Annotated in this window: 17 protein-coding genes and 1 pseudogene; 14 read left to right on the forward strand and 4 right to left on the reverse strand. The window is 44.7% G+C overall.

From position 1 onward, the window contains the following. From ACED53_RS19800 to rpoC, 9 genes and pseudogenes are all read left to right on the forward strand, one after another. A pseudogene (locus ACED53_RS19800) lies at nucleotides 1-92 on the forward strand (elongation factor Tu); the annotation flags it as partial. 223 nt (nucleotides 93-315) lie between these two features. Then, on the forward strand, nucleotides 316-693 hold the full coding sequence (gene secE / locus ACED53_RS19805) for a preprotein translocase subunit SecE (protein ID WP_017096511.1): 378 nt from the start codon (nucleotides 316-318) through the stop codon (nucleotides 691-693). 13 nt (nucleotides 694-706) lie between these two features. Continuing rightward, nucleotides 707-1,255, forward strand: a complete 549-nt coding sequence (gene nusG / locus ACED53_RS19810) for a transcription termination/antitermination protein NusG (RefSeq protein WP_012605006.1) — start codon at nucleotides 707-709, stop codon at nucleotides 1,253-1,255. A 212-nt stretch (nucleotides 1,256-1,467) separates the two neighbouring features. Further along, nucleotides 1,468-1,896 carry a 50S ribosomal protein L11 gene (gene rplK / locus ACED53_RS19815; protein WP_010435555.1) on the forward strand — a complete coding sequence of 143 codons (429 nt, stop codon included), beginning with the start codon at nucleotides 1,468-1,470 and terminating at the stop codon, nucleotides 1,894-1,896. 4 nt (nucleotides 1,897-1,900) lie between these two features. Further along, nucleotides 1,901-2,605 (forward strand): 50S ribosomal protein L1, encoded by a 705-nt coding sequence (rplA, locus tag ACED53_RS19820; RefSeq protein ID WP_017101060.1) that lies wholly within the window; start codon nucleotides 1,901-1,903, stop codon nucleotides 2,603-2,605. Between the two features lie 242 nt (nucleotides 2,606-2,847). Then, nucleotides 2,848-3,342, forward strand: a complete 495-nt coding sequence (gene rplJ / locus ACED53_RS19825; RefSeq protein WP_009844673.1) for a 50S ribosomal protein L10 — start codon at nucleotides 2,848-2,850, stop codon at nucleotides 3,340-3,342. Between the two features lie 57 nt (nucleotides 3,343-3,399). Beyond that, nucleotides 3,400-3,765, forward strand: coding sequence for a 50S ribosomal protein L7/L12 (gene rplL / locus ACED53_RS19830; protein WP_009844674.1), 366 nt, complete (start codon nucleotides 3,400-3,402; stop codon nucleotides 3,763-3,765). 234 nt (nucleotides 3,766-3,999) lie between these two features. Further along, nucleotides 4,000-8,028: a DNA-directed RNA polymerase subunit beta gene (gene rpoB, locus ACED53_RS19835; RefSeq protein WP_009844675.1), complete on the forward strand. Its 4,029-nt coding sequence runs from the start codon at nucleotides 4,000-4,002 to the stop codon at nucleotides 8,026-8,028. 90 nt (nucleotides 8,029-8,118) lie between these two features. Further along, nucleotides 8,119-12,321 (forward strand): DNA-directed RNA polymerase subunit beta', encoded by a 4,203-nt coding sequence (rpoC, locus tag ACED53_RS19840; protein WP_009844676.1) that lies wholly within the window; start codon nucleotides 8,119-8,121, stop codon nucleotides 12,319-12,321. A gap of 331 nt (nucleotides 12,322-12,652) precedes the next feature. Here rpoC and ACED53_RS19845 read toward each other — a convergent pair whose 3' ends face one another. Next, nucleotides 12,653-13,150, reverse strand: a complete 498-nt coding sequence (locus ACED53_RS19845; RefSeq protein WP_012604999.1) for an Rsd/AlgQ family anti-sigma factor — start codon at nucleotides 13,148-13,150, stop codon at nucleotides 12,653-12,655. A 164-nt stretch (nucleotides 13,151-13,314) separates the two neighbouring features. Between ACED53_RS19845 and nudC the strand changes: the two genes are divergently transcribed. Both nudC and hemE read left to right on the forward strand, forming a co-directional pair. Then, nucleotides 13,315-14,124 (forward strand): NAD(+) diphosphatase, encoded by an 810-nt coding sequence (gene nudC, locus ACED53_RS19850; protein WP_017101059.1) that lies wholly within the window; start codon nucleotides 13,315-13,317, stop codon nucleotides 14,122-14,124. Between the two features lie 299 nt (nucleotides 14,125-14,423). After that, nucleotides 14,424-15,491 (forward strand): uroporphyrinogen decarboxylase, encoded by a 1,068-nt coding sequence (hemE, locus tag ACED53_RS19855; RefSeq protein ID WP_004729761.1) that lies wholly within the window; start codon nucleotides 14,424-14,426, stop codon nucleotides 15,489-15,491. A 108-nt stretch (nucleotides 15,492-15,599) separates the two neighbouring features. Here the strand turns inward: hemE and ACED53_RS19860 are convergent, their stop codons facing one another. Further along, entirely contained in the window at nucleotides 15,600-16,193 is a 594-nt protein-coding gene (locus tag ACED53_RS19860; RefSeq protein WP_017096514.1) for a uracil-DNA glycosylase family protein, read from the reverse strand. Then, a complete protein-coding gene (locus tag ACED53_RS19865; protein ID WP_017101058.1) occupies nucleotides 16,193-17,119 on the reverse strand; it encodes a D-2-hydroxyacid dehydrogenase in 927 nt (308 codons plus the stop codon). The genes ACED53_RS19860 and ACED53_RS19865 overlap by 1 nt, the downstream gene beginning before the upstream one ends. Before the next feature lie 71 nt (nucleotides 17,120-17,190). On the opposite strand from ACED53_RS19865, the gene ACED53_RS19870 reads away from it, so the two are divergent. Then, a complete protein-coding gene (locus tag ACED53_RS19870) occupies nucleotides 17,191-17,778 on the forward strand; it encodes a YjaG family protein (RefSeq protein ID WP_017055908.1) in 588 nt (195 codons plus the stop codon). 80 nt (nucleotides 17,779-17,858) lie between these two features. Here the strand turns inward: ACED53_RS19870 and ACED53_RS19875 are convergent, their stop codons facing one another. Continuing rightward, complete coding sequence (locus tag ACED53_RS19875; protein WP_009844683.1) at nucleotides 17,859-19,010, reverse strand: CNNM domain-containing protein; 1,152 nt, start codon at nucleotides 19,008-19,010, stop codon at nucleotides 17,859-17,861. A gap of 270 nt (nucleotides 19,011-19,280) precedes the next feature. On the opposite strand from ACED53_RS19875, the gene hupA reads away from it, so the two are divergent. After that, a complete protein-coding gene (gene hupA, locus ACED53_RS19880) occupies nucleotides 19,281-19,553 on the forward strand; it encodes a nucleoid-associated protein HU-alpha (protein ID WP_004729753.1) in 273 nt (90 codons plus the stop codon). A gap of 47 nt (nucleotides 19,554-19,600) precedes the next feature. Then, nucleotides 19,601-20,299, forward strand: a complete 699-nt coding sequence (locus ACED53_RS19885; RefSeq protein WP_017101057.1) for a DUF1481 domain-containing protein — start codon at nucleotides 19,601-19,603, stop codon at nucleotides 20,297-20,299. Nucleotides 20,300-20,461 lie beyond the last annotated feature (162 nt).

Below are 20,461 nucleotides of genomic sequence, written 5' to 3' on the forward strand. Positions count from 1 at the left end.
CTCCAATCGCAATGGACGAAGGTCTACGTTTCGCAATCCGCGAAGGTGGCCGTACAGTTGGTGCTGGTGTTGTAGCTAAAATCTTTGCATAAGATTTGACGAACCACTAGTAAAAAGGGCATCATTTGATGCCCTTTTTCTGCGCTGAAAAAAGAGTTGGGTGTTTTGACATCAATTTTAACTCTTAGCAAAGAATTAAACGGTCTTTTTAACTAAAATGACTGTTAGATGTGTTGTTTTGCAACGCAAAGGAATGTGCCCTGCAACAGCGGGGTTATTGTCGTCTATATTTAAGACTTATCACAGGTTGGTTTTATGAAAGCAAACGCTGAAACTCCTGATAGCTCAGGTGCAGCAGATACAATGAAGTGGGTAGTCGCTTTTGTACTGTTGGCTGCTGCTGTTGTGGGTAATTACCTGTATGGTGAATTGTCTGTTGTAATTCGCGCTGCAGGTGTAGTTGTGCTGATTGCTGCCGCACTAGGCGTTGCAGCAACAACAACTAAAGGTAAAGCTGCGATCGATTTTGCAAAAGAATCTCGTATGGAGATTCGTAAAGTTGTTTGGCCTACTCGCCAAGAAACTATGCAAACTACATTGATCGTTTTAGCTGTATGTATTGTTATGTCTCTAGTGCTTTGGGGAATTGACGGCATTATGGTCCGTTTAGTTTCTCTAGCAACTGGAGTGTAGAGGGTTCTGATTCATGAGTGAAGCTCCAAAAAAACGTTGGTATGTAGTTCAAGCCTTTTCTGGCTATGAAGGTCGTGTATCTCAATCGTTACGCGAACATATTAAAATGCACGACATGGAAGAATTCTTTGGTGACGTTTTAGTACCTACTGAAGAAGTAGTGGAAATGCGTGCAGGTCAACGCCGTAAAAGCGAACGTAAGTTCTTCCCTGGCTACGTATTAGTGCAAATGATCATGAATGATGAATCATGGCACTTAGTACGCAGCATTCCTCGTGTTATGGGCTTCATTGGTGGTACCTCTGATCGTCCTGCACCAATCACTGACAAAGAAGCTGATGCTATCTTGAACCGTCTAGAGAAAGCGAGCGAGTCTCCACGTCCTAAGACAATGTTCGAAGCGGGTGAAGTGGTTCGTGTGAACGATGGTCCGTTTGCTGATTTCAACGGTACAGTTGAAGAAGTAGATTACGAGAAAAGCCGCATTAAGGTATCTGTATCGATCTTTGGTCGTGCAACACCGGTTGAGCTTGAATTTGGTCAAGTTGAAAAGCTGGACTAAAACTCTAACTTTTGAACAAGCTGTGGATAAATGCTTCATAAGTTGTTCAAAATAAAAGAGTATAAAAAACCACCTTTTTAGGGTTGTTAAAGGCGCGAATTATGATTATAATTTCGCGCCTTTTTACTTCTATCGAAGTAAGAAAGAGTTAATTGAAATTAAGGGGAGCTTGCCTCAGGGCTAGCGTATGTACCCAAAAATTAGGAAATATCATGGCTAAGAAAGTTGAAGCTTATATCAAACTGCAAGTTGCAGCTGGTATGGCAAACCCAAGTCCACCGGTTGGTCCTGCTCTAGGTCAACACGGCGTGAACATCATGGAATTCTGTAAAGCGTTCAACGCAAAAACAGAATCTGTTGAGAAAGGTCTACCTACTCCAGTAGTAATTACTGTTTACAACGACCGTTCTTTCACGTTCGTAACTAAGACTCCACCTGCTGCTGTTCTTCTTAAGAAAGCTGCTGGCGTTAAGTCTGGTTCAGGTCGTCCAAACACTGAGAAAGTTGGTACTGTAACTGACGCTCAAGTTCAGGAAATCGCAGAAACTAAAGCTGCTGATATGACTGGTGCTGACATCGAAGCAATGAAGCGTTCTATTGCTGGTACTGCTCGTTCAATGGGCCTAGTGGTAGAGGGATAAGATCATGGCAAAACTTACTAAGCGTATGCGCGTAATCCGCGACAAAGTTGAAGTAACTAAAGAATACGAAATCAACGAAGCTGTTGCTCTTCTTAAAGAACTAGCTACTGCTAAATTCGTTGAGTCTGTAGATGTTGCTGTTAACCTAGGCATCGATGCTCGTAAATCTGACCAAAACGTACGTGGCGCAACTGTGCTACCTCACGGTACTGGCCGTGACATCCGCGTTGCTGTGTTCACTCAAGGTGCAAACGCAGAAGCAGCTAAAGCAGCTGGCGCAGATATCGTTGGTATGGAAGATCTTGCTGAGCAAGTGAAAAAAGGCGAAATGAACTTCGACGTTGTTGTTGCTTCTCCTGATGCAATGCGTGTTGTTGGTCAACTAGGTACAATCCTAGGTCCACGCGGCCTTATGCCAAACCCTAAAGTTGGTACTGTAACTCCTAACGTTGCTGAAGCGGTTAAGAACGCTAAAGCTGGTCAGGTTCGTTACCGTAACGACAAGAACGGTATCATCCACACTACTATCGGCAAAGCATCTTTCGAAGCTAAACAGCTTCAAGAGAACCTAGAAGCACTTCTAGTTGCTCTTAAGAAAGCTAAGCCTTCTTCAGCGAAAGGTACTTTCCTGAAGAAAGTAAGCATCTCTACTACAATGGGTGCTGGTGTTACTGTTGATCAAGCTAGTCTTGACACTCAAGCAAACTAATTTGCTTCGGCGCAGATTTAGTGTATACTTCTGCGCCTAATATTTGTGGTTGGATGATTTTTGAAGCAATTCAGGTCATCCGTCCCAAGACCGTAGGCGCCGTACTCTTCGGAGATATAGCTTAATAAAACCTACGTAGGCGATGTTGTGGTTTGAAGTGAATTTATTCATTTTTAAATAACATCGTAAACGCTCATTACATTTTGTATGAGTGCTGTAATCACAACCAGAGGTTAATCCAAATGGCTTTAAATCTTCAAGACAAAAAAGCAATTGTTGCTGAAGTCAACGAAGCTGCCAGTGGTGCACTTTCTGCAGTTGTAGCTGATTCTCGTGGCGTTACTGTTGGCGCAATGACTTCTCTACGTAAACAAGCTCGCGAAGCGGGTGTTTACATGAGAGTTGTTCGTAACACACTAGCACGCCGTGCGATTCAGGGTACAGACTACGAGTGTCTAACTGACACTTTCACTGGTCCAACTCTGATCGCATTCTCTAATGAGCACCCAGGTGCTGCAGCGCGTCTTTTCAAAGACTTCGCTAAAGAGAATAAAGATTTCGAGATCAAAGCTGCTGCATTTGAAGGCGCAGTTACTGATGCTGAAGTACTAGCGACACTACCAACTTACGACGAAGCTATCGCACGCCTAATGATGTGCATGAAAGAAGCTTCTGCTGGCAAGCTGGTTCGTACTATCGCTGCTGTTCGCGACCAAAAAGAAGAAGCTGCGGCTTAAGCCTTGCTTTTCACTGGTTGCTATTTAAACTTATTGTTGACTTAAAAGAGAATTGTTATGTCTATTACTAACGAGCAAATCCTAGACGCAGTTGCAGAAATGTCTGTAATGCAAGTTGTTGAGCTTATCGAAGCTATGGAAGAGAAATTCGGTGTTACTGCTGCTGCTGCAGTTGTAGCTGGTGGTGCTTCTGCTGAAGCTGCTGCTGAGCAAACTGAATTCGACGTAATCCTAACTGCTGCTGGCGCTAACAAAGTACAAGTTATCAAAGCTGTACGTGGCGCAACTGGCCTAGGTCTTAAAGAAGCTAAAGGTCTTGTAGACTCAGCTCCTGCAGCGCTTAAAGAAGGCGTTGACAAAGCTGAAGCTGAAGCTCTTAAAGCACAGCTAGAAGAAGCTGGCGCTTCTGTTGAAGTTAAGTAATTATTACTTAATTTCTTAGCCGCAAGGCTAATGGCTGGTGGTTTATTAACCACCGGCCTTTTTGCGCTGTAGGGCTATGACGAAATTTCCGCTGTTTAACCGTCATAATCCAAGCAAAAAAACAGTCATTTTTTCGAAATGATTGTTCACTACAGTAAACAGCTGTTTGTCACCGCCCCCTCTGAAGAGTGTTTTGGGTGGTTTGGGTCACTTATCAGCGAGCTGAGGAACCCCATGGTTTACTCTTATACCGAGAAAAAGCGCATCCGTAAGGATTTTGGTACTCGTCCACAAGTTTTGGACATTCCATACCTGTTATCGATCCAGCTTGATTCTTTCGACAAATTCATCGAACAGGATCCTGAAGGTCAATACGGTCTTGAAGCTGCTTTCCGTTCTGTATTTCCAATTCAGAGCTACAACGGCAATTCTGAGCTGCAATACGTTAGCTACCGTCTTGGTGAGCCAGTTTTTGACGTTAAAGAATGTCAAATCCGCGGTGTTACTTACTCAAAGCCACTACGCGTAAAACTACGTCTAGTTATCTTTGATCGAGATGCACCAGCAGGTACTGTAAAAGACATTAAAGAACAAGAAGTCTACATGGGCGAAATTCCGCTTATGACTGACAATGGTACTTTCGTAATTAATGGTACCGAGAGGGTTATCGTATCCCAGCTGCACCGAAGCCCAGGCGTGTTCTTCGACAGTGATAAGGGTAAGACCCACTCATCAGGTAAAGTTCTTTATAACGCACGTGTAATTCCTTACCGTGGCTCATGGTTAGACTTTGAGTTCGATCCTAAGGATAACTTATTCGTACGTATCGACCGTCGTCGTAAGCTACCAGCATCGATTATCCTTCGTGCACTTGGTAAATCGACTGAAGAGATCCTAGATCTGTTCTTCGACAAAGTGAACTTCGAAGTGAAAGACCAAACTCTACTTATGGAGTTGGTTCCTGATCGTCTACGTGGTGAAACTGCGTCATTCGACATCGAAGCAAACGGCAAAACTTACGTTGAGACTGGTCGTCGTGTAACTGCTCGCCATATCCGTCAACTTGAAAAAGATGGCGTTGAGCACATCGAAGTACCAGTAGAGTACATCGTTGAAAAGATTGCTGCGAAAGATTACATCAACGAAGCAACTGGCGAGATCATCGTTGGCGCAAACCAAGAGATTAGCCTAGAAGCACTTGCTAACCTGTCTCAAGCAGGTCACAAGACTCTAGAAGTGCTGTTCACGAATGACCTAGACCATGGTCCATTCATGTCAGACACTCTACGTGCGGATAGCACAGTAGATCGCATCTCTGCATTGGTAGAAATCTACCGCATGATGCGTCCTGGCGAGCCACCAACGAAAGAAGCTGCAGAATCATTGTTCGAAAGCCTATTCTTCTCTGAAGATCGTTACGACCTATCAACTGTAGGCCGTATGAAATTCAACAGCTCTATCGAGCGTGAAGAAGAAGAAGAGCGCGGTACTCTGGATGAATCAGACATCATCGAAGTGATGAAGAAACTGATTGGTATCCGTAACGGCATTGGTGAAGTGGACGATATCGACCACCTTGGCAACCGTCGTATCCGTTCTGTAGGTGAAATGGCAGAAAACCAATTCCGTGTTGGTCTAGTTCGTGTAGAACGTGCCGTTAAAGAACGTCTAAGCCTTGGTGACCTTGATGCAATCATGCCTCAAGACCTTATCAACGCTAAGCCGATCTCTGCTGCAGTTAAAGAATTCTTTGGCTCTTCACAGCTTTCACAGTTTATGGACCAAAACAACCCATTGTCAGAAGTTACGCACAAGCGTCGTATCTCTGCTTTAGGTCCTGGTGGTCTTACTCGTGAGCGCGCAGGCTTCGAAGTACGTGACGTTCACGTAACTCACTACGGTCGTCTATGTCCGATCGAAACGCCTGAAGGTCCAAACATCGGTCTAATTAACTCGCTATCTGCATTTGCACGTTGTAACGATTACGGTTTCCTAGAAACTCCGTACCGTCGTGTAGTAGATGGTGTAGTAACAGAAGAAGTTGATTACCTGTCTGCAATCCAGGAAGGTCAATTCGTAATCGCGCAAGCAAATACCATTCTTACTGAAGAAGGTACGTTTGCAGATGAGCTAATCACAGCTCGTCAAAAAGGTGAATCTGGTCTTCACCCACGCGATCACGTTGACTACATGGACGTTGCGACAAACCAAGTAGTATCTATCGCTGCTTCGCTTATCCCGTTCCTAGAACACGATGATGCGAACCGTGCATTGATGGGTGCCAACATGCAACGTCAAGCTGTACCAACACTTAGAGCTGATAAGCCTCTAGTAGGTACGGGTATCGAACGTAACATCGCAGTTGACTCTGGTGTTACAGCGGTTGCTAAACGTGGTGGTCAAGTTCAGTCTGTTGACGCTTCTCGTATCGTAGTTAAGGTTAACGAAGATGAATTGGTACCTGGCGAAGCTGGTATCGATATCTACAACCTGACTAAGTACACGCGTTCGAACCAAAACACATGTATTAACCAACGTCCAACTGTACTTCCTGGTGAACCAGTTGCACGCGGCGATGTTCTTGCTGACGGTCCTTCAACAGACCTTGGTGAACTAGCTCTTGGCCAAAACATGCGTATCGCATTCATGCCTTGGAACGGTTACAACTTCGAAGACTCGATCTTAGTATCTGAGCGCGTAGTTCAAGAAGACCGTTTCACGACAATCCACATTCAAGAACTATCTTGTGTGGCTCGTGATACTAAGCTGGGTTCTGAAGAGATCACAGCTGATATTCCAAACGTAGGTGAGTCTGCTCTGTCTAAACTAGACGAGTCAGGTATCGTTTACATTGGTGCTGAAGTTAAGGGTGGCGACATCCTAGTTGGTAAAGTAACCCCTAAAGGTGAAACTCAACTGACTCCTGAAGAGAAGCTACTACGTGCTATCTTCGGTGAGAAAGCATCTGATGTTAAAGATACTTCTCTACGTGTACCAAACTCTGTTTCGGGTACTATCATCGATGTACAAGTCTTCACTCGCGATGGCGTAGAGAAAGACAAACGTGCACTTGAAATCGAACAGATGCAGCTTAAAGAAGCTAAGAAAGATCTAACTGAAGAGTTCCAAATTCTTGAGGGTGGCCTTCTTAACCGTGTTAAAGCTGTACTTCTGTCTGGTGGTTACTCTGAAGCTAAGCTTGATACTATCGGTCGTAAGCAATGGCTAGAGCAAGTTCTAGAAGACGATGCGCTACAAACACAGCTTGAGCAACTTGCTGAGCAGTGGGATGAGCTAAAAGCAGACTTCGATAAGAAGTTTGAAACTAAGCGTCGTAAAATCACTCAAGGTGATGATCTAGCGCCTGGCGTTCTTAAGATTGTTAAAGTTTACCTAGCGGTTAAACGTCGTATCCAGCCTGGTGATAAGATGGCCGGTCGTCACGGTAACAAAGGTGTAATCTCTAAGATTAACCCTGTTGAAGACATGCCATACGATGAGAAAGGTCAGCCTGTAGACATCGTACTTAACCCGCTGGGTGTACCATCGCGTATGAACATCGGTCAGATCCTAGAAGTTCACTTAGGTTTGGCTGCGAAAGGTATCGGTGACAAGATCAACCAAATGGTTAAGGAACAACAAGAACTGCATAAGTTCCGTGAGTTCCTACAGAAGGTTTACGATCTTGGCGATACTCGTCAGAAAGTTGATATTGCTGAACTGTCTGATGATCAAGTTCGTACACTGATCAAGAACCTACGTGGCGGTCTACCGATTGCTACACCTGTGTTCGACGGTGCTTCTGAGTCTCTAATCAAAGAACTACTTAAACTGGGTGATCTGCCAGAATCTGGTCAGCTTAAACTGTTTGATGGTCGTACTGGTGATTCGTTTGAGCGTCCTGTAACTGTTGGTTACATGTACATGCTGAAACTGAACCACTTGGTTGATGACAAGATGCATGCTCGTTCAACTGGTTCTTACAGCCTAGTAACTCAGCAACCACTTGGTGGTAAAGCTCAGTTCGGTGGTCAGCGTTTCGGTGAGATGGAAGTATGGGCACTAGAAGCATACGGTGCTGCATATACTCTACAAGAAATGCTAACAGTTAAGTCAGATGACGTTAACGGCCGTACTAAGATGTACAAGAACATCGTAGATGGTAACCATAGCATGGAACCTGGCATGCCAGAGTCGTTCAACGTACTGTTGAAAGAGATTCGCTCGCTAGGTATCAACATCGAGCTAGAAGACGAAGAGTAATCCCTCTTTTTTATAAAGAAGATTGGATTACTTGGTAAAGGGGGCTCACTTTAGTCGGTGAGCTCCTTTAACTCCTTACAGGAGCTGAACGTGAAAGACTTATTAAACTTTCTAAAAGCACAGCATAAGACCGAAGAATTTGATGCAATCAAAATCGGTCTATCTTCACCAGACACGATCCGTTCGTGGTCTTTTGGTGAAGTTAAAAAGCCAGAAACAATTAACTATCGTACGTTCAAACCTGAACGTGATGGTCTGTTCTGTGCACGTATTTTTGGTCCAGTTAAAGACTACGAATGTCTTTGTGGCAAATACAAGCGCCTGAAGCACCGTGGTGTTATCTGTGAGAAGTGTGGCGTTGAAGTTACACAAACTAAAGTTCGTCGTGACCGTATGGGCCACATCGAGCTTGCTTCACCAGTTGCTCACATCTGGTTTCTAAAATCACTACCGTCTCGTATCGGTCTACTAATGGATATCCCTCTGCGTGATATCGAACGTGTTCTTTACTTCGAAATGTACGTAGTAACTGAACCGGGTATGACTGATCTAGAAAAATCTCAGATGCTTACTGAAGAAGAGTATCTGGATCGTCTAGAAGAGTGGGGTGACGAATTCACTGCTAAGATGGGTGCTGAAGCGATCAAAGATCTGCTTTCAACAATGGACCTTCATCAAGAAGTGGAAGAAATGCGCGAAGAGTTGGAAACAACTAACTCTGAAACTAAGCGTAAGAAAGTTACTAAGCGTTTGAAGCTAGTTGAAGCGTTCATTTCGTCAGGCAACAAGCCTGAGTGGATGATCCTAACTGTACTTCCAGTGCTACCGCCAGATCTACGTCCTCTAGTACCACTAGATGGCGGTCGTTTTGCGACCTCTGATCTGAACGACCTTTACCGTCGTGTGATCAACCGTAACAACCGTTTGAAGCGTCTTCTAGAGCTAGCGGCTCCAGACATCATCGTACGTAACGAAAAGCGTATGCTGCAAGAGTCTGTTGATGCCCTTCTAGATAACGGTCGTCGCGGTCGTGCGATCACGGGTTCTAACAAGCGTCCTCTGAAATCTCTTGCTGATATGATCAAGGGTAAACAAGGTCGTTTCCGTCAGAACCTTCTAGGTAAACGTGTAGACTATTCTGGCCGTTCTGTAATCACAGTTGGTCCATACCTTCGTCTACATCAGTGTGGTCTTCCTAAGAAGATGGCACTTGAGCTATTTAAGCCGTTCATCTATAGCAAGCTAGAGACTCGTGGCATGGCTACGACAATCAAAGCTGCTAAGAAAATGGTAGAGCGCGAAGAAGCGATCGTTTGGGATATCCTAGACGAAGTGATCCGTGAACACCCAGTACTGCTTAACCGTGCACCTACACTTCACCGTCTAGGTATCCAAGCGTTTGAACCAGTACTAATCGAAGGTAAAGCGATTCAGCTTCACCCACTAGTGTGTGCGGCATACAACGCCGACTTCGATGGTGACCAAATGGCTGTACACGTGCCTCTAACTCTAGAAGCACAGCTTGAAGCTCGTACCCTAATGATGTCGACGAATAATATTCTGTCGCCAGCATCTGGTGATCCAATCATCGTACCTTCTCAGGACGTTGTATTGGGTCTTTACTACATGACACGTGACAAGATCAACGTGAAAGGTGAAGGTATGTACCTTGCTGGCCCTGCTGAGGCTGAAAAGGCATACCGTACTAAGACTGCTGAGCTACACGCTCGCGTTAAAGTACGTATCACTGAAACTGTAGTAGATGAAGACGGCAATAGCACAACGAATACTGGCTTAGTTGATACGACTGTAGGTCGTGCAATGCTATGGCAGATCGTTCCAGCTGGCCTACCGTACAGCATCGTTAACCAAAAGTTAGGTAAGAAGCAGATCTCTACTCTTCTTAACGAGTGTTACCGTAAGCTTGGTCTAAAAGATACAGTAGTATTTGCTGACCAAATCATGTACGCAGGTTTCGCATACGCGGCACTTTCTGGTGTTTCTGTAGGTATCAACGATATGGTTGTTCCTCAAGCGAAATACGATGAAATTGAATCTGCTGAAGAAGAAGTTCGCGAAATCCAAGAGCAATTCCAATCTGGTCTTGTTACTGCGGGTGAGCGTTACAACAAAGTTATCGATATCTGGGCATCTACGAATGACCGCGTTGCGAAAGCAATGATGGATAACCTATCTTCTGAAACAGTTATCAACCGTGACGGCGAAGAAGAACAGCAAGAATCGTTCAACAGCATCTACATGATGGCCGACTCGGGCGCACGTGGTTCTGCAGCTCAGATTCGTCAGCTAGCAGGTATGCGTGGTCTGATGGCGCGTCCAGATGGTTCAATCATCGAAACGCCGATCACAGCGAACTTTAAAGAAGGTCTAAACGTCCTTCAGTACTTTATCTCAACGCACGGTGCTCGTAAGGGTCTTGCGGATACAGCACTGAAAACAGCAAACTCGGGTTACCTAACTCGTCGTCTAGTAGACGTTGCTCAAGACGTTGTAGTACACGAACATGACTGTGGCACGCATGAAGGTATCGACATGATGCCTCACATCGAAGGTGGTGACGTTAAAGTTGCACTTTCTGAGCTTGCTCTAGGTCGTGTAGTAGCTGAAGACGTTCTTAAGCCTGGTACTGAAGATGTACTGATTCCACGTAATACTCTGATTGATGAGAAGTGGTGTCAAATCATGGAAGACAACTCAGTAGATAGCATGAAAGTGCGCTCTGTTGTTACCTGTGATGCAGACTTCGGTTGTTGTGCACAGTGTTACGGTCGTGACCTAGCACGTGGTCACCTAGTGAATCAAGGTGAAGCAGTTGGTGTTATCGCTGCACAATCTATCGGTGAACCGGGTACACAGCTAACGATGCGTACGTTCCACATCGGTGGTGCGGCATCTACTGCAGCAGCAGAGAACAGCATCCAAGCTAAGACAACTGGTACTGTGAAACTTCACAATGCTAAGTTCGTAGTTAACAAAGATAAGAAACTGGTTATCACTTCTCGTGCATCTGAGATGACGATTATTGATGAGTTCGGCCGTACTAAAGAGAAGCACAAACTTCCTTACGGTTCGATGCTAACCAAAGGCGACAACGCAGCAGTTACTGCTGGTGAAGTTGTAGCTAACTGGGAAGCGCATACCATGCCAATCATCACTGAAGTGGCAGGTCGTATCCAATTCGTAGATATGATCGATGGTATTACAGTTTCTCGTCAAACTGACGATCTAACTGGTCTTTCTTCAAGTGAAGTAACAGACGCAGCAGCTCGCCCAGCAGCAGGTAAAGATATGCGTCCAGCTATCAAACTTGTTGATGAGCAAGGTAACGACGTAATGATTCCTGGTACTGATATGCCAGCTCACTACTTCCTACCTGGCAAAGCGATTGTAAACATCGAAGATGGCGCTGAAGTTGGCATTGGTGACACACTATCTCGTATCCCTCAAAAATCGAGCGGAAACAAAGATATCACCGGTGGTCTACCACGCGTAGCTGACCTATTCGAAGCTCGTAAGCCTAAAGAGCCTGCGATCCTTGCTGAGCACACAGGTACTGTGTCTTTCGGTAAAGAAACGAAAGGTAAGCGTCGTCTAGTAATCACTCGTGAAGGCGGTGACGCTTACGAAGAGATGATTCCTAAGCACCGTCAATTGAACGTGTTCGAAGGTGAGAAGATTGAACGTGGTGATGTAATCGCCGACGGTCCTGAAACTCCACACGATATCCTGCGTCTACGTGGTATCCACGCTGTGACTCAGTACATCGCGAACGAAGTTCAAGAAGTTTACCGCTTACAAGGCGTAAAGATTAACGATAAGCACATCGAGACTATCGTTCGTCAAATGCTACGTAAATGTACAATCACACATTCTGGTGACTCTCCGTTCCTACCTGGCGAACAAGTTGAGTACCACAATGTTAAGATTGCTAACCGTAAGCTAGAAGCTGAAGGTAAAGAACTAGTGCGTTTCGAACGTGATCTACTAGGTATTACTAAAGCATCTCTTGCAACTGAGTCATTCATCTCAGCTGCATCGTTCCAAGAAACGACTCGCGTACTAACAGAAGCTGCGGTTTCTGGTAAGCGTGATGACCTTCGCGGCCTGAAAGAGAACGTAATTGTTGGTCGTCTGATCCCAGCTGGTACTGGTTTCGCATACCACCAAGAGCGTCAAAAGCAACGTGAAGAAGAGCAAGAAGGTCCTTCAGCTGAGCAAGCTACTGACAATCTAGCAGCACTTCTAAACGCTGGTTTCTCTTCAGAAGAGTAAGCTCTACGAGTAGTCTCTAAGAGATAAGAAAAAAGGCACCTTCGGGTGCCTTTTTTGTATCTGTCGTATTGGTATTTAGCTATGACTTATAAAGTGATAGGTGTGATTATCTAGCTGGTGGGGTTGGATTTATGTCCTGAAGAGTGCTCTTTGAGGCCAGTAAGATAAAGGGTAGAGATGATTAGGCTGATTAGGGCTGTAACCATATGCTTATGGCTAAAGGTCAGGGCGAGCGAGTAAGCTCTGTCTGAAAGGTTCTGGGTAGTTTGGATAACCTTACAGACAAAACAAAAAGCTTGCACAGAGGCAAGCTTATTAAGGATTCAGCTAACTAAGCGCCTGGTGGAATCGCTAAACTGTCTGCAATAAGCTGGATAAGATTATCTTCTACTTCAAAACGTACTTCGAGTAGTTCACCTACTTTTGACATATCTCCTTCGAAGTTAGGCAACTCATCGTCTGCACTTACTTTAACGTACTTATCATTGAACTCTAGAAGCGGCTCGGTTGTAAGTACGATCTTCGCGTAAGTTGTATCAATCTCGTCATTGGTTTTAAAGCCTGTTGCTTGCCATTTTTTCATGACCATATCGTAGATCTTAAAATGACCCTCTGAGATATAATCGACAACATGATCGCAGAATGAGCTTATTTCTTTAGGAGAAGGGAGTTCAACAACGTTTGATTGCCCATTGCTAGCTGGCTGCAAGGCACCTAGCTTACAATACTCAACGATTAGAGACTGTCGAGTTTCGAGCCAATGATCGATGACCTCATTAGAGCCACCCCATTGTTCTTGTATTTGTTTGAATTTATTTAGCATGACCATGTCCTCATGATCTGATCACAACCTTGTGATCAAGTAATTGCCTAAGCAGGGTCCATTTATTGGTATCTACTAAAAGTAATAGTTTGAATTATTCTCTGCTACAACTCTAGTATGAAATCAGATTGCCAGTAAAATGAACGAACTGCAAGCAATGAGGCATAGGGATGTTAAAAAAAAGTGATAACAAAATGACAGAGCAAGCTTATTGGTGCGTCGTTTCAGGTAGTGATATTTGGGTTAATAATGATCAGTTTCCTTATGGCTCAGCTGAAGAGCTAGGGCTGGATGTCGAGCATGCAATCTGCATTGGTCAGCATCAAGGTCGTAAGGTGTATTGGCTCAACGATTGCGATGTGGAGATTGATCTGAGCATGGTCAGCCTAAGAGATTTGCTTCACTGGCCTGAATCAAGTTTTCTGATCGCAAGCAAAGCTATCCAGTATGGGAACATGACACAAAGTATGCGTTTTTGCCCTCAGTGCGGCGGTCGTAATCATCTCAATCATAATCAGGTGGCGATGCAGTGTGGAGACTGCCGAACGCTTCATTACCCTCGTATCTTCCCGTGCATCATTGTCGCTGTACGAAACGACAACAAGATATTACTTGCGCAGCACCCAAGGCATAAAACGGGTATGTACACGGTAATAGCGGGCTTCCTAGAGGTTGGAGAAACCCTAGAGCAGTGTGTGGCGCGAGAAGTCAAAGAAGAAACGGGGATCGATGTGAGTAACATTCGTTACTTTGGTAGCCAGCCATGGGCGTTTCCATCGAGTATGATGATGGGCTTTCTTGCAGATTATGCTGGTGGTACGCTTAAACCCGATTACAGTGAACTGTCGGATGCCCAATGGTTTGACGTAACAAGCCTACCTGATGTTGCTCCAGTCGGAACGATTGCGAGACAATTGATTGAGAATACAGTCGATGACATAAGGAAAGCCGACGTCGCGGAGCAAGAACTAGAACATTAAATTACCTGTGATAGTATTTGGCCTATGGGTGGTCAAACACTAAAAAAAACCCTCCACAAGTGGAGGGGGTAAGTAAGATGTCGTTATGAGATGCTGAGTAGTGACTACTCAGTTGTTATAATTGTAATTTTCGCTAGCGAACAAATTTTTAACATGCTCCTGTAATTGGGTGCAAATTAAGCATGGATTTAAAAGTTAATAACTTGATCTAGGTTGCAAAGCACACAGCTTTTACCCTTCAATCAGTGTTAGAATACTTGCCATCAAAACTAGACAAGATTGAATTGGAATTTAACGGAATGACCGAATTAAAAAACGATCGCTATTTACGCGCACTTTTAAAACAGCCTGTTGATTACACACCGGTATGGATGATGCGCCAAGCTGGCCGCTATCTTCCAGAGTACAAAGCAACGCGCGCTGAAGCGGGCGATTTCATGTCTTTGTGCAAAAACGCTGAACTAGCATCAGAAGTAACACTTCAACCTTTACGTCGTTTCCCGCTTGATGCGGCAATCTTGTTCTCTGACATCCTAACTATCCCAGATGCGATGGGGTTAGGTTTGTACTTCGAAACAGGTGAAGGCCCTAAGTTTGAACGCCCTATCACATGTAAAGCTGACGTAGAAAAGATTGGCCTACCGGATCCTGAAGGTGAACTTCAATACGTAATGAATGCCGTTCGTCAGATCCGTAAAGACCTGAAAGGCGAAGTGCCACTGATTGGTTTCTCTGGTAGTCCTTGGACATTGGCAACTTACATGGTTGAAGGCAGCAGCTCGAAGGCGTTCACTAAGATCAAGAAGATGATGTATGCAGAGCCACAAACGCTGCACTTACTTCTAGATAAGCTGGCTGACACTGTTATTGAATACCTGAACGCGCAAATTAAAGCAGGCGCACAGTCGGTAATGGTATTCGACACATGGGGTGGTGTACTTACTCCGCGTGACTACAACCTGTTCTCACTGCAGTACATGCACAAAATTGTCGATGGCCTAATTCGTGAAAATGAAGGTCGCCGTGTACCGGTTACTCTGTTCACTAAGAACGGTGGCATGTGGCTAGAATCTATCGCAGCGACTGGCTGTGATGCAGTTGGGCTAGACTGGACAATCAATATTGCTGATGCAAAAGCACGTATTGGCGATAAAGTGGCTCTACAAGGCAACATGGACCCATCAGTACTTTACGCACAACCTGAGCGTATTCGTGAAGAAGTCGGCACTATCCTTGAAGGTTTTGGTGACGGCGGTACTGGCCACGTATTTAACCTTGGCCATGGTATTCACCTAGATGTGCCACCAGAAAATGCTGGTGTATTTGTGGACGCAGTTCACGACCTATCTAAGCCATACCATAAGTAATTCAGTATGTGTTTTTAGAAAAAGCGCTGTCGAGAAATCGGCAGCGCTTTTTTATTATCTTTCTATCCGCACTCAATATCGGCTAAATCATCGTTGATGTGCAGCTAATTAGGCATTTGGATCATGGCAGGCCAAATGCTCTGATACGTGCTTCCTGATATAGGGAATGACTTCACTTTCGAACCATGGGTTTTTCTTGAGCCAGATATTATTACGTGGTGAAGGGTGGGGAAGTGGCAAAAATTCTGGAGCCCAAGCCTGCCAGTTACGTACCGTTTCAGTGAGTGTGCTGGTGGCTTTATCTTTTAGATAATAGTTTTGCGCATACTGACCAATCAGCAAGGTCATTTGGATGTTGGGCAGTGATTGCAGTACTTTTTGGTGCCATAGTGCAGCGCACTCCTTTCGAGGCGGTAGATCGCCACTTTTTCCCTTTCCTGGATAGCAAAAGCCCATCGGGACAATCGCGACTTTTTGTTCGTCATAAAACGTATCGCTATCCATCTCTAGCCATTCTCTCAATCGCTCGCCACTGGCGTCGTTCCAAGGGATAGATGATTGATGAACCTTGATACCGGGTGCTTGGCCTATGATTAACAAGCGCGCGTTTGGGTGTGCCTGAATCACTGGGTTTGCACCGTGTGATAAATGAGGTTCACAAGCGGTGCATTGTCGTATCTCGGTGAGCAGTGACGAGAACATCAGTAGCCTTTATCAAAATCAATGGTGTTATTCAGTGTAAAACCATCTCGCCATTGTTGGTAATTATTGGCGAAGATCTCCACGACCTGTCTTGGCTCACTTAGAGCCGCAATGTGTGGTGTGATGGTCACTTGCGGCAACGTCCAAAACGGGTGTTCTTGTGTGAGAGGTTCGCATTCAAAGACATCTAAGAAAGCGTGTTCAACCCATTTATTCTTAATCGCAAGCAGTAACGCTTTATTGTCTACGCTTTCCCCGCGACCCACATTAAACAGCAATACGTTAGAGCAGTAGCTTAAGGTGGTTTGATTCAGTAGTTGGTAGGTCTCATCCGTTGATGGCAGGGTGTTCACTACAATATCCGCTTGCTTGAGGGCGGCTTCTAATTCATTAATGTGGAAAGTTTCTTTGAAGGTTTCTTGCTTTGATGGGATACCTGTCCGGTTGACACCTATGGTGTGAATACCAAAAGCAGCAGCGGTTTTAGCTAAATGACTGCCAATTGACCCCGTTCCTAAAATCACCATGGTTTTGTCAGTTAGGCTGGTATAAAGCTGCGGCTGCCAGTTTCGTTGTACTTGTTGCTGGTGGTAGTGAGGAAAGTGTCTACAGTGGCTGATCGTGTAACCCAACACGTATTCAGCAATCGCAGGGCCGAAGATGCCTTTGACGTTGGTCAGCGTATAATCTTGGCGAAGATCCGGCTGAGTGAGTTTATTGATTCCAGCATAGGTACTTTGCACCCAGTCTAGCTTTTTAAACTCATTAAGTCGCTCCACTATTAAAGGAGGAGCAGTCAGTACGATCTCAGCTAATTCGGGGTTTTGAGTGATTTCGAGGTCAGGTAACCCTTGGTTTAGAATCAGTTGCGTATAGGTATCGTCATGCTCGGTAAGAATATAGAGCTTATTCGTAAAATTGTTCATCGGCTTACCTTTTCCCCCCAGGGTTTATCAAGTACACTTTCGCTGTCTTTTTCTGCAATTATTGAGTGACTATGCTTCAGAATCCACTGCAGGTTCGTCTTGAAAAGTTAGAACCTTGGCAACAAATTACTTTTATGGCGTGTCTATGTGAGCGTATGTATCCTAACTATGCCATGTTTTGTGAGAATACAGAATTTGCGGAAGCTCGAATCTACCGTGATGTTTTGGATAGCATTTGGGAAATCCTAACCGTTAAAACGGCAAAGGTGAACTTTGAGCGTCAACTTGAGAAAGTAGAAGAGCTATTCCCTAGCGCAGATGATTTTGATTTCTATGGTGTTTACCCTGCAATGGACGCATGCCAAGGCTTAGCAACATTAATCCATGGTCTACTTGATCGTGAGCATATGTTGGAAGCGGTAATTAAAGTGAGTCAACAATCGGTGAAGACGGTTGCTGAGCTTGAGTTTGCTCAAGGCGCTGAAGAAGTGACGAACGAAAACCAGAAAGAAAACGAAGCGGTATGTGAAGAGTGGGACGTTCAGTGGGCCATTTTCCGACCTCTACGTGAAACGACTGAGCGTGACTTAGAGCTGATCAAAGACCTACGCCACGAACTGCGTGAAGACCCTGTCAGTAACATTGGTGTTGCACTATAATCTGCAATTGCATCAAAGTACGAATAGAAACAAAGGCTCCCTAGGGAGCCTTTGTTGTATCTGACGCTATCAAATTTAGATTAAGCGTCTTTCTTGTCTTCTTTTTGAACCTTGCTTTCATCCGCTGACTTTGAGTCTGAGGTGTCGTTATCTGCTAGAGTTTTTTCTTCTAGCTCGTCCTCTTCATCGCGGTTTTCGATAACACCGTGTGTCTCTTTCCACGTTTCCCAGCGTTGGAACGCCAGTTCTTGCATGTCTGTGGTTTTATCTGCTTCGTCGACAATCTCTTCACCCACTAGGTGTTCAAAGATATCTTCTAGGGTGATGATGCCCTGAATTGTGCCGTACTCGTCCACAACTAAAGACAGTTGCAGGCGGTTTGCCATCATTTGGTCAAAGGCCTTAGCTAAGCCCATGTTGTTTAGCAAGACGTGGATAGGGCGCATCACTTCACCCAGAGCCTTCTCACCACAACCCGCTTGCTGCAATCTAAACAGCTCTAAGCGGTGGACAAAACCGATGATATTGTCAGTTTGCTCGCTGTAAACCAGTGGGCGTGAGAATGGTGTGTCTTTGTGTTGTTCTAGGAACGTATTGACACTCATTTCTGCATCGACGCGGAATACAACAGGGCGTGGTGTCATGACTTGAGTCACGGGCACATCTTGAATACCTAACAGATTGCTCAGAATTTTTGATTCACCTTCAGCAAATTCACCGCTCTCTTTTGCCAAAATAGCCATTGCAGATAGCTCATCACGCATTTTTGGTGCCTGGTGGCCGCGAGCTAAACGTTTGGTAATTTGCTCTGAGAACCACACAAATGGTGTTAGGAAAAAGACCATCCAGCGAAGTACATTTGATGATGCTGGAGCAAGTTGACGCCAGTAGGTCGCGCCAATGGTTTTTGGAACAATCTCAGACAGGACTAAAATACCCAGAGTTAATACGGCAGAGAATACGCCTAACCATTGGCTACCAAAAACGACTGCTGCTTGTGCACCCGCTGTCGCTGCACCTATGGTGTGCGCGATGGTGTTGAGCGTTAAAATTGACGCAAGCGGGCGGTCAATGTCGGTTTTCAGTTTGTCTAATGACTCTGCTGCAGGATGCCCATTTTGTTTTAGTTGAGCAATGTAGCTCGGACTAATACTCAAAAGTACAGCTTCCAAAACAGAACAAATGAAAGAAACTCCAATAGCAATGGAGACGTAAATAGTTAGCAGCAGCATGTTTGCCCTTAAATTAAATTGTACGCTTTAGCAGCGATTCAGCGTGGATTATAGAGAATAAGTAGTGGCTAGGTCATCATTAATTTTGCTCTCAGCCCCTTTTAAACAAGGGCTTGCTCAGTAAAATCAGTAACAAATTGTGAGTTATTACTCATATTATGGCTAAAACTACGGCATTAGAGCTAAAGATCGACGACAAACCTTTGCCAGATGGGGCATTTATGTTTTAGAGTGAATCGAATTCAAAAATACAAAGAAGGGAAACCTAAAATGAACAAGACTCAATTAATCGACTTTATTGCTGAAAAAGCGGACCTTTCTAAAGCACAAGCTAAAGCTGCTCTAGAAGCGACTCTTGGCGGTGTTACAGATGCTCTTAAAGATGGCGATCAAGTTCAGCTAATTGGTTTTGGTACTTTTAAAGTAAACCACCGTGCAGCTCGCACTGGTCGTAACCCAAAAACTGGTGACGAGATCCAAATCGCTGCTGCAAATGTTCCAGCATTTGTTGCAGGTAAAGCGCTGAAAGATTCAGTGAAATAATCTAAACTGTACCGAGGTAGTCGTATTCCACCTCGGTACAGGTTTTTATGAAAAAAGCATTTCTTCTCGTTTCACTATTATCTACATTTCTCATTGGCTGTTCATCAACCAGCCCTCGCAAAAACCTAGAGCAATTTGAAACTCACACCGGCGGCCAAGTCATGGGCGACGCGACAAGTTTCTACTGGGTTACAAACAAGCTAACACAACCTCATTCTTCAGCTGACTATGTCACTGTCGGCGATTACGGCTGGTACCAAACTGACTATGCTTGGTCGGAAGGTATACTTCGTGAATTTATTCGTGAAGGTGAGCAACGTAATTCTTCTAATGAGCTGGTTCCGTATAGTGTCCATGTGCGTTTTAATAAGTCAGGCGAAGCTGTATATCAGCAGTATCGTATTGATAGCAAAATTTTACCTATCCAAGTTAAGCAACTCGAAAGCTACCAGAAAGAAGCCAAGTCGGTTTTAGAAACTACGATGAAGCAGCATGACGAAGGGCTCAGACTGGTTCAGGGTTACTGGAATGGCAAAACGTTCCAGACTTGCTCTGGTAAGCAATTTTCTGACATTGAATTTAATCAAACACTACCTAATTTTGTGATTAACCGTTTGTCGTCTGTAGAGAGCTATGGTGCTTTTGTCGGCAAGGAGTCTCTCAGAAAACTATCTGTTGCTGAATTTTTGATGTTGGCAGATGACAACCATCAGTGTGTTACAAGACCATCATTGTTGAAAGAATAGAGCGTATTTAAAAGGGTTCAGAGAATTTACCCGCTGTAGGTCAGTGCTTATTTGTGTGTAAAGGAACAGACCCCAGGACAGATTAAGCAATAAAAAAGGCGCCAACCGAGGCTAATGCCGATCAGTTAAAGCCAAAGTGATCGGTTGAAGGATCCTTCCGAG

Origin of the sequence: Vibrio sp. 1F169, from assembly GCF_041439605.1 — a bacterium.
Taxonomy (GTDB): domain Bacteria; phylum Pseudomonadota; class Gammaproteobacteria; order Enterobacterales; family Vibrionaceae; genus Vibrio; species Vibrio tasmaniensis_A.

Coding starts and splice junctions, on each gene's coding strand:
- ACED53_RS19875 (WP_009844683.1), bottom strand. CDS start 19,010: ATGCTGCTGCTAACTATTTACGTCTCCATTGCTATTGGAGTTTCTTTC.
- nusG (WP_012605006.1), top strand. CDS start 707: ATGAGTGAAGCTCCAAAAAAACGTTGGTATGTAGTTCAAGCCTTTTCT.
- hemE (WP_004729761.1), top strand. CDS start 14,424: ATGACCGAATTAAAAAACGATCGCTATTTACGCGCACTTTTAAAACAG.
- ACED53_RS19885 (WP_017101057.1), top strand. CDS start 19,601: ATGAAAAAAGCATTTCTTCTCGTTTCACTATTATCTACATTTCTCATT.
- ACED53_RS19845 (WP_012604999.1), bottom strand. CDS start 13,150: ATGGTCATGCTAAATAAATTCAAACAAATACAAGAACAATGGGGTGGC.
- rplK (WP_010435555.1), top strand. CDS start 1,468: ATGGCTAAGAAAGTTGAAGCTTATATCAAACTGCAAGTTGCAGCTGGT.
- secE (WP_017096511.1), top strand. CDS start 316: ATGAAAGCAAACGCTGAAACTCCTGATAGCTCAGGTGCAGCAGATACA.
- ACED53_RS19870 (WP_017055908.1), top strand. CDS start 17,191: ATGCTTCAGAATCCACTGCAGGTTCGTCTTGAAAAGTTAGAACCTTGG.
- ACED53_RS19865 (WP_017101058.1), bottom strand. CDS start 17,119: ATGAACAATTTTACGAATAAGCTCTATATTCTTACCGAGCATGACGAT.
- ACED53_RS19860 (WP_017096514.1), bottom strand. CDS start 16,193: ATGTTCTCGTCACTGCTCACCGAGATACGACAATGCACCGCTTGTGAA.
- rplL (WP_009844674.1), top strand. CDS start 3,400: ATGTCTATTACTAACGAGCAAATCCTAGACGCAGTTGCAGAAATGTCT.
- rplJ (WP_009844673.1), top strand. CDS start 2,848: ATGGCTTTAAATCTTCAAGACAAAAAAGCAATTGTTGCTGAAGTCAAC.
- rplA (WP_017101060.1), top strand. CDS start 1,901: ATGGCAAAACTTACTAAGCGTATGCGCGTAATCCGCGACAAAGTTGAA.
- hupA (WP_004729753.1), top strand. CDS start 19,281: ATGAACAAGACTCAATTAATCGACTTTATTGCTGAAAAAGCGGACCTT.
- nudC (WP_017101059.1), top strand. CDS start 13,315: ATGTTAAAAAAAAGTGATAACAAAATGACAGAGCAAGCTTATTGGTGC.
- rpoB (WP_009844675.1), top strand. CDS start 4,000: ATGGTTTACTCTTATACCGAGAAAAAGCGCATCCGTAAGGATTTTGGT.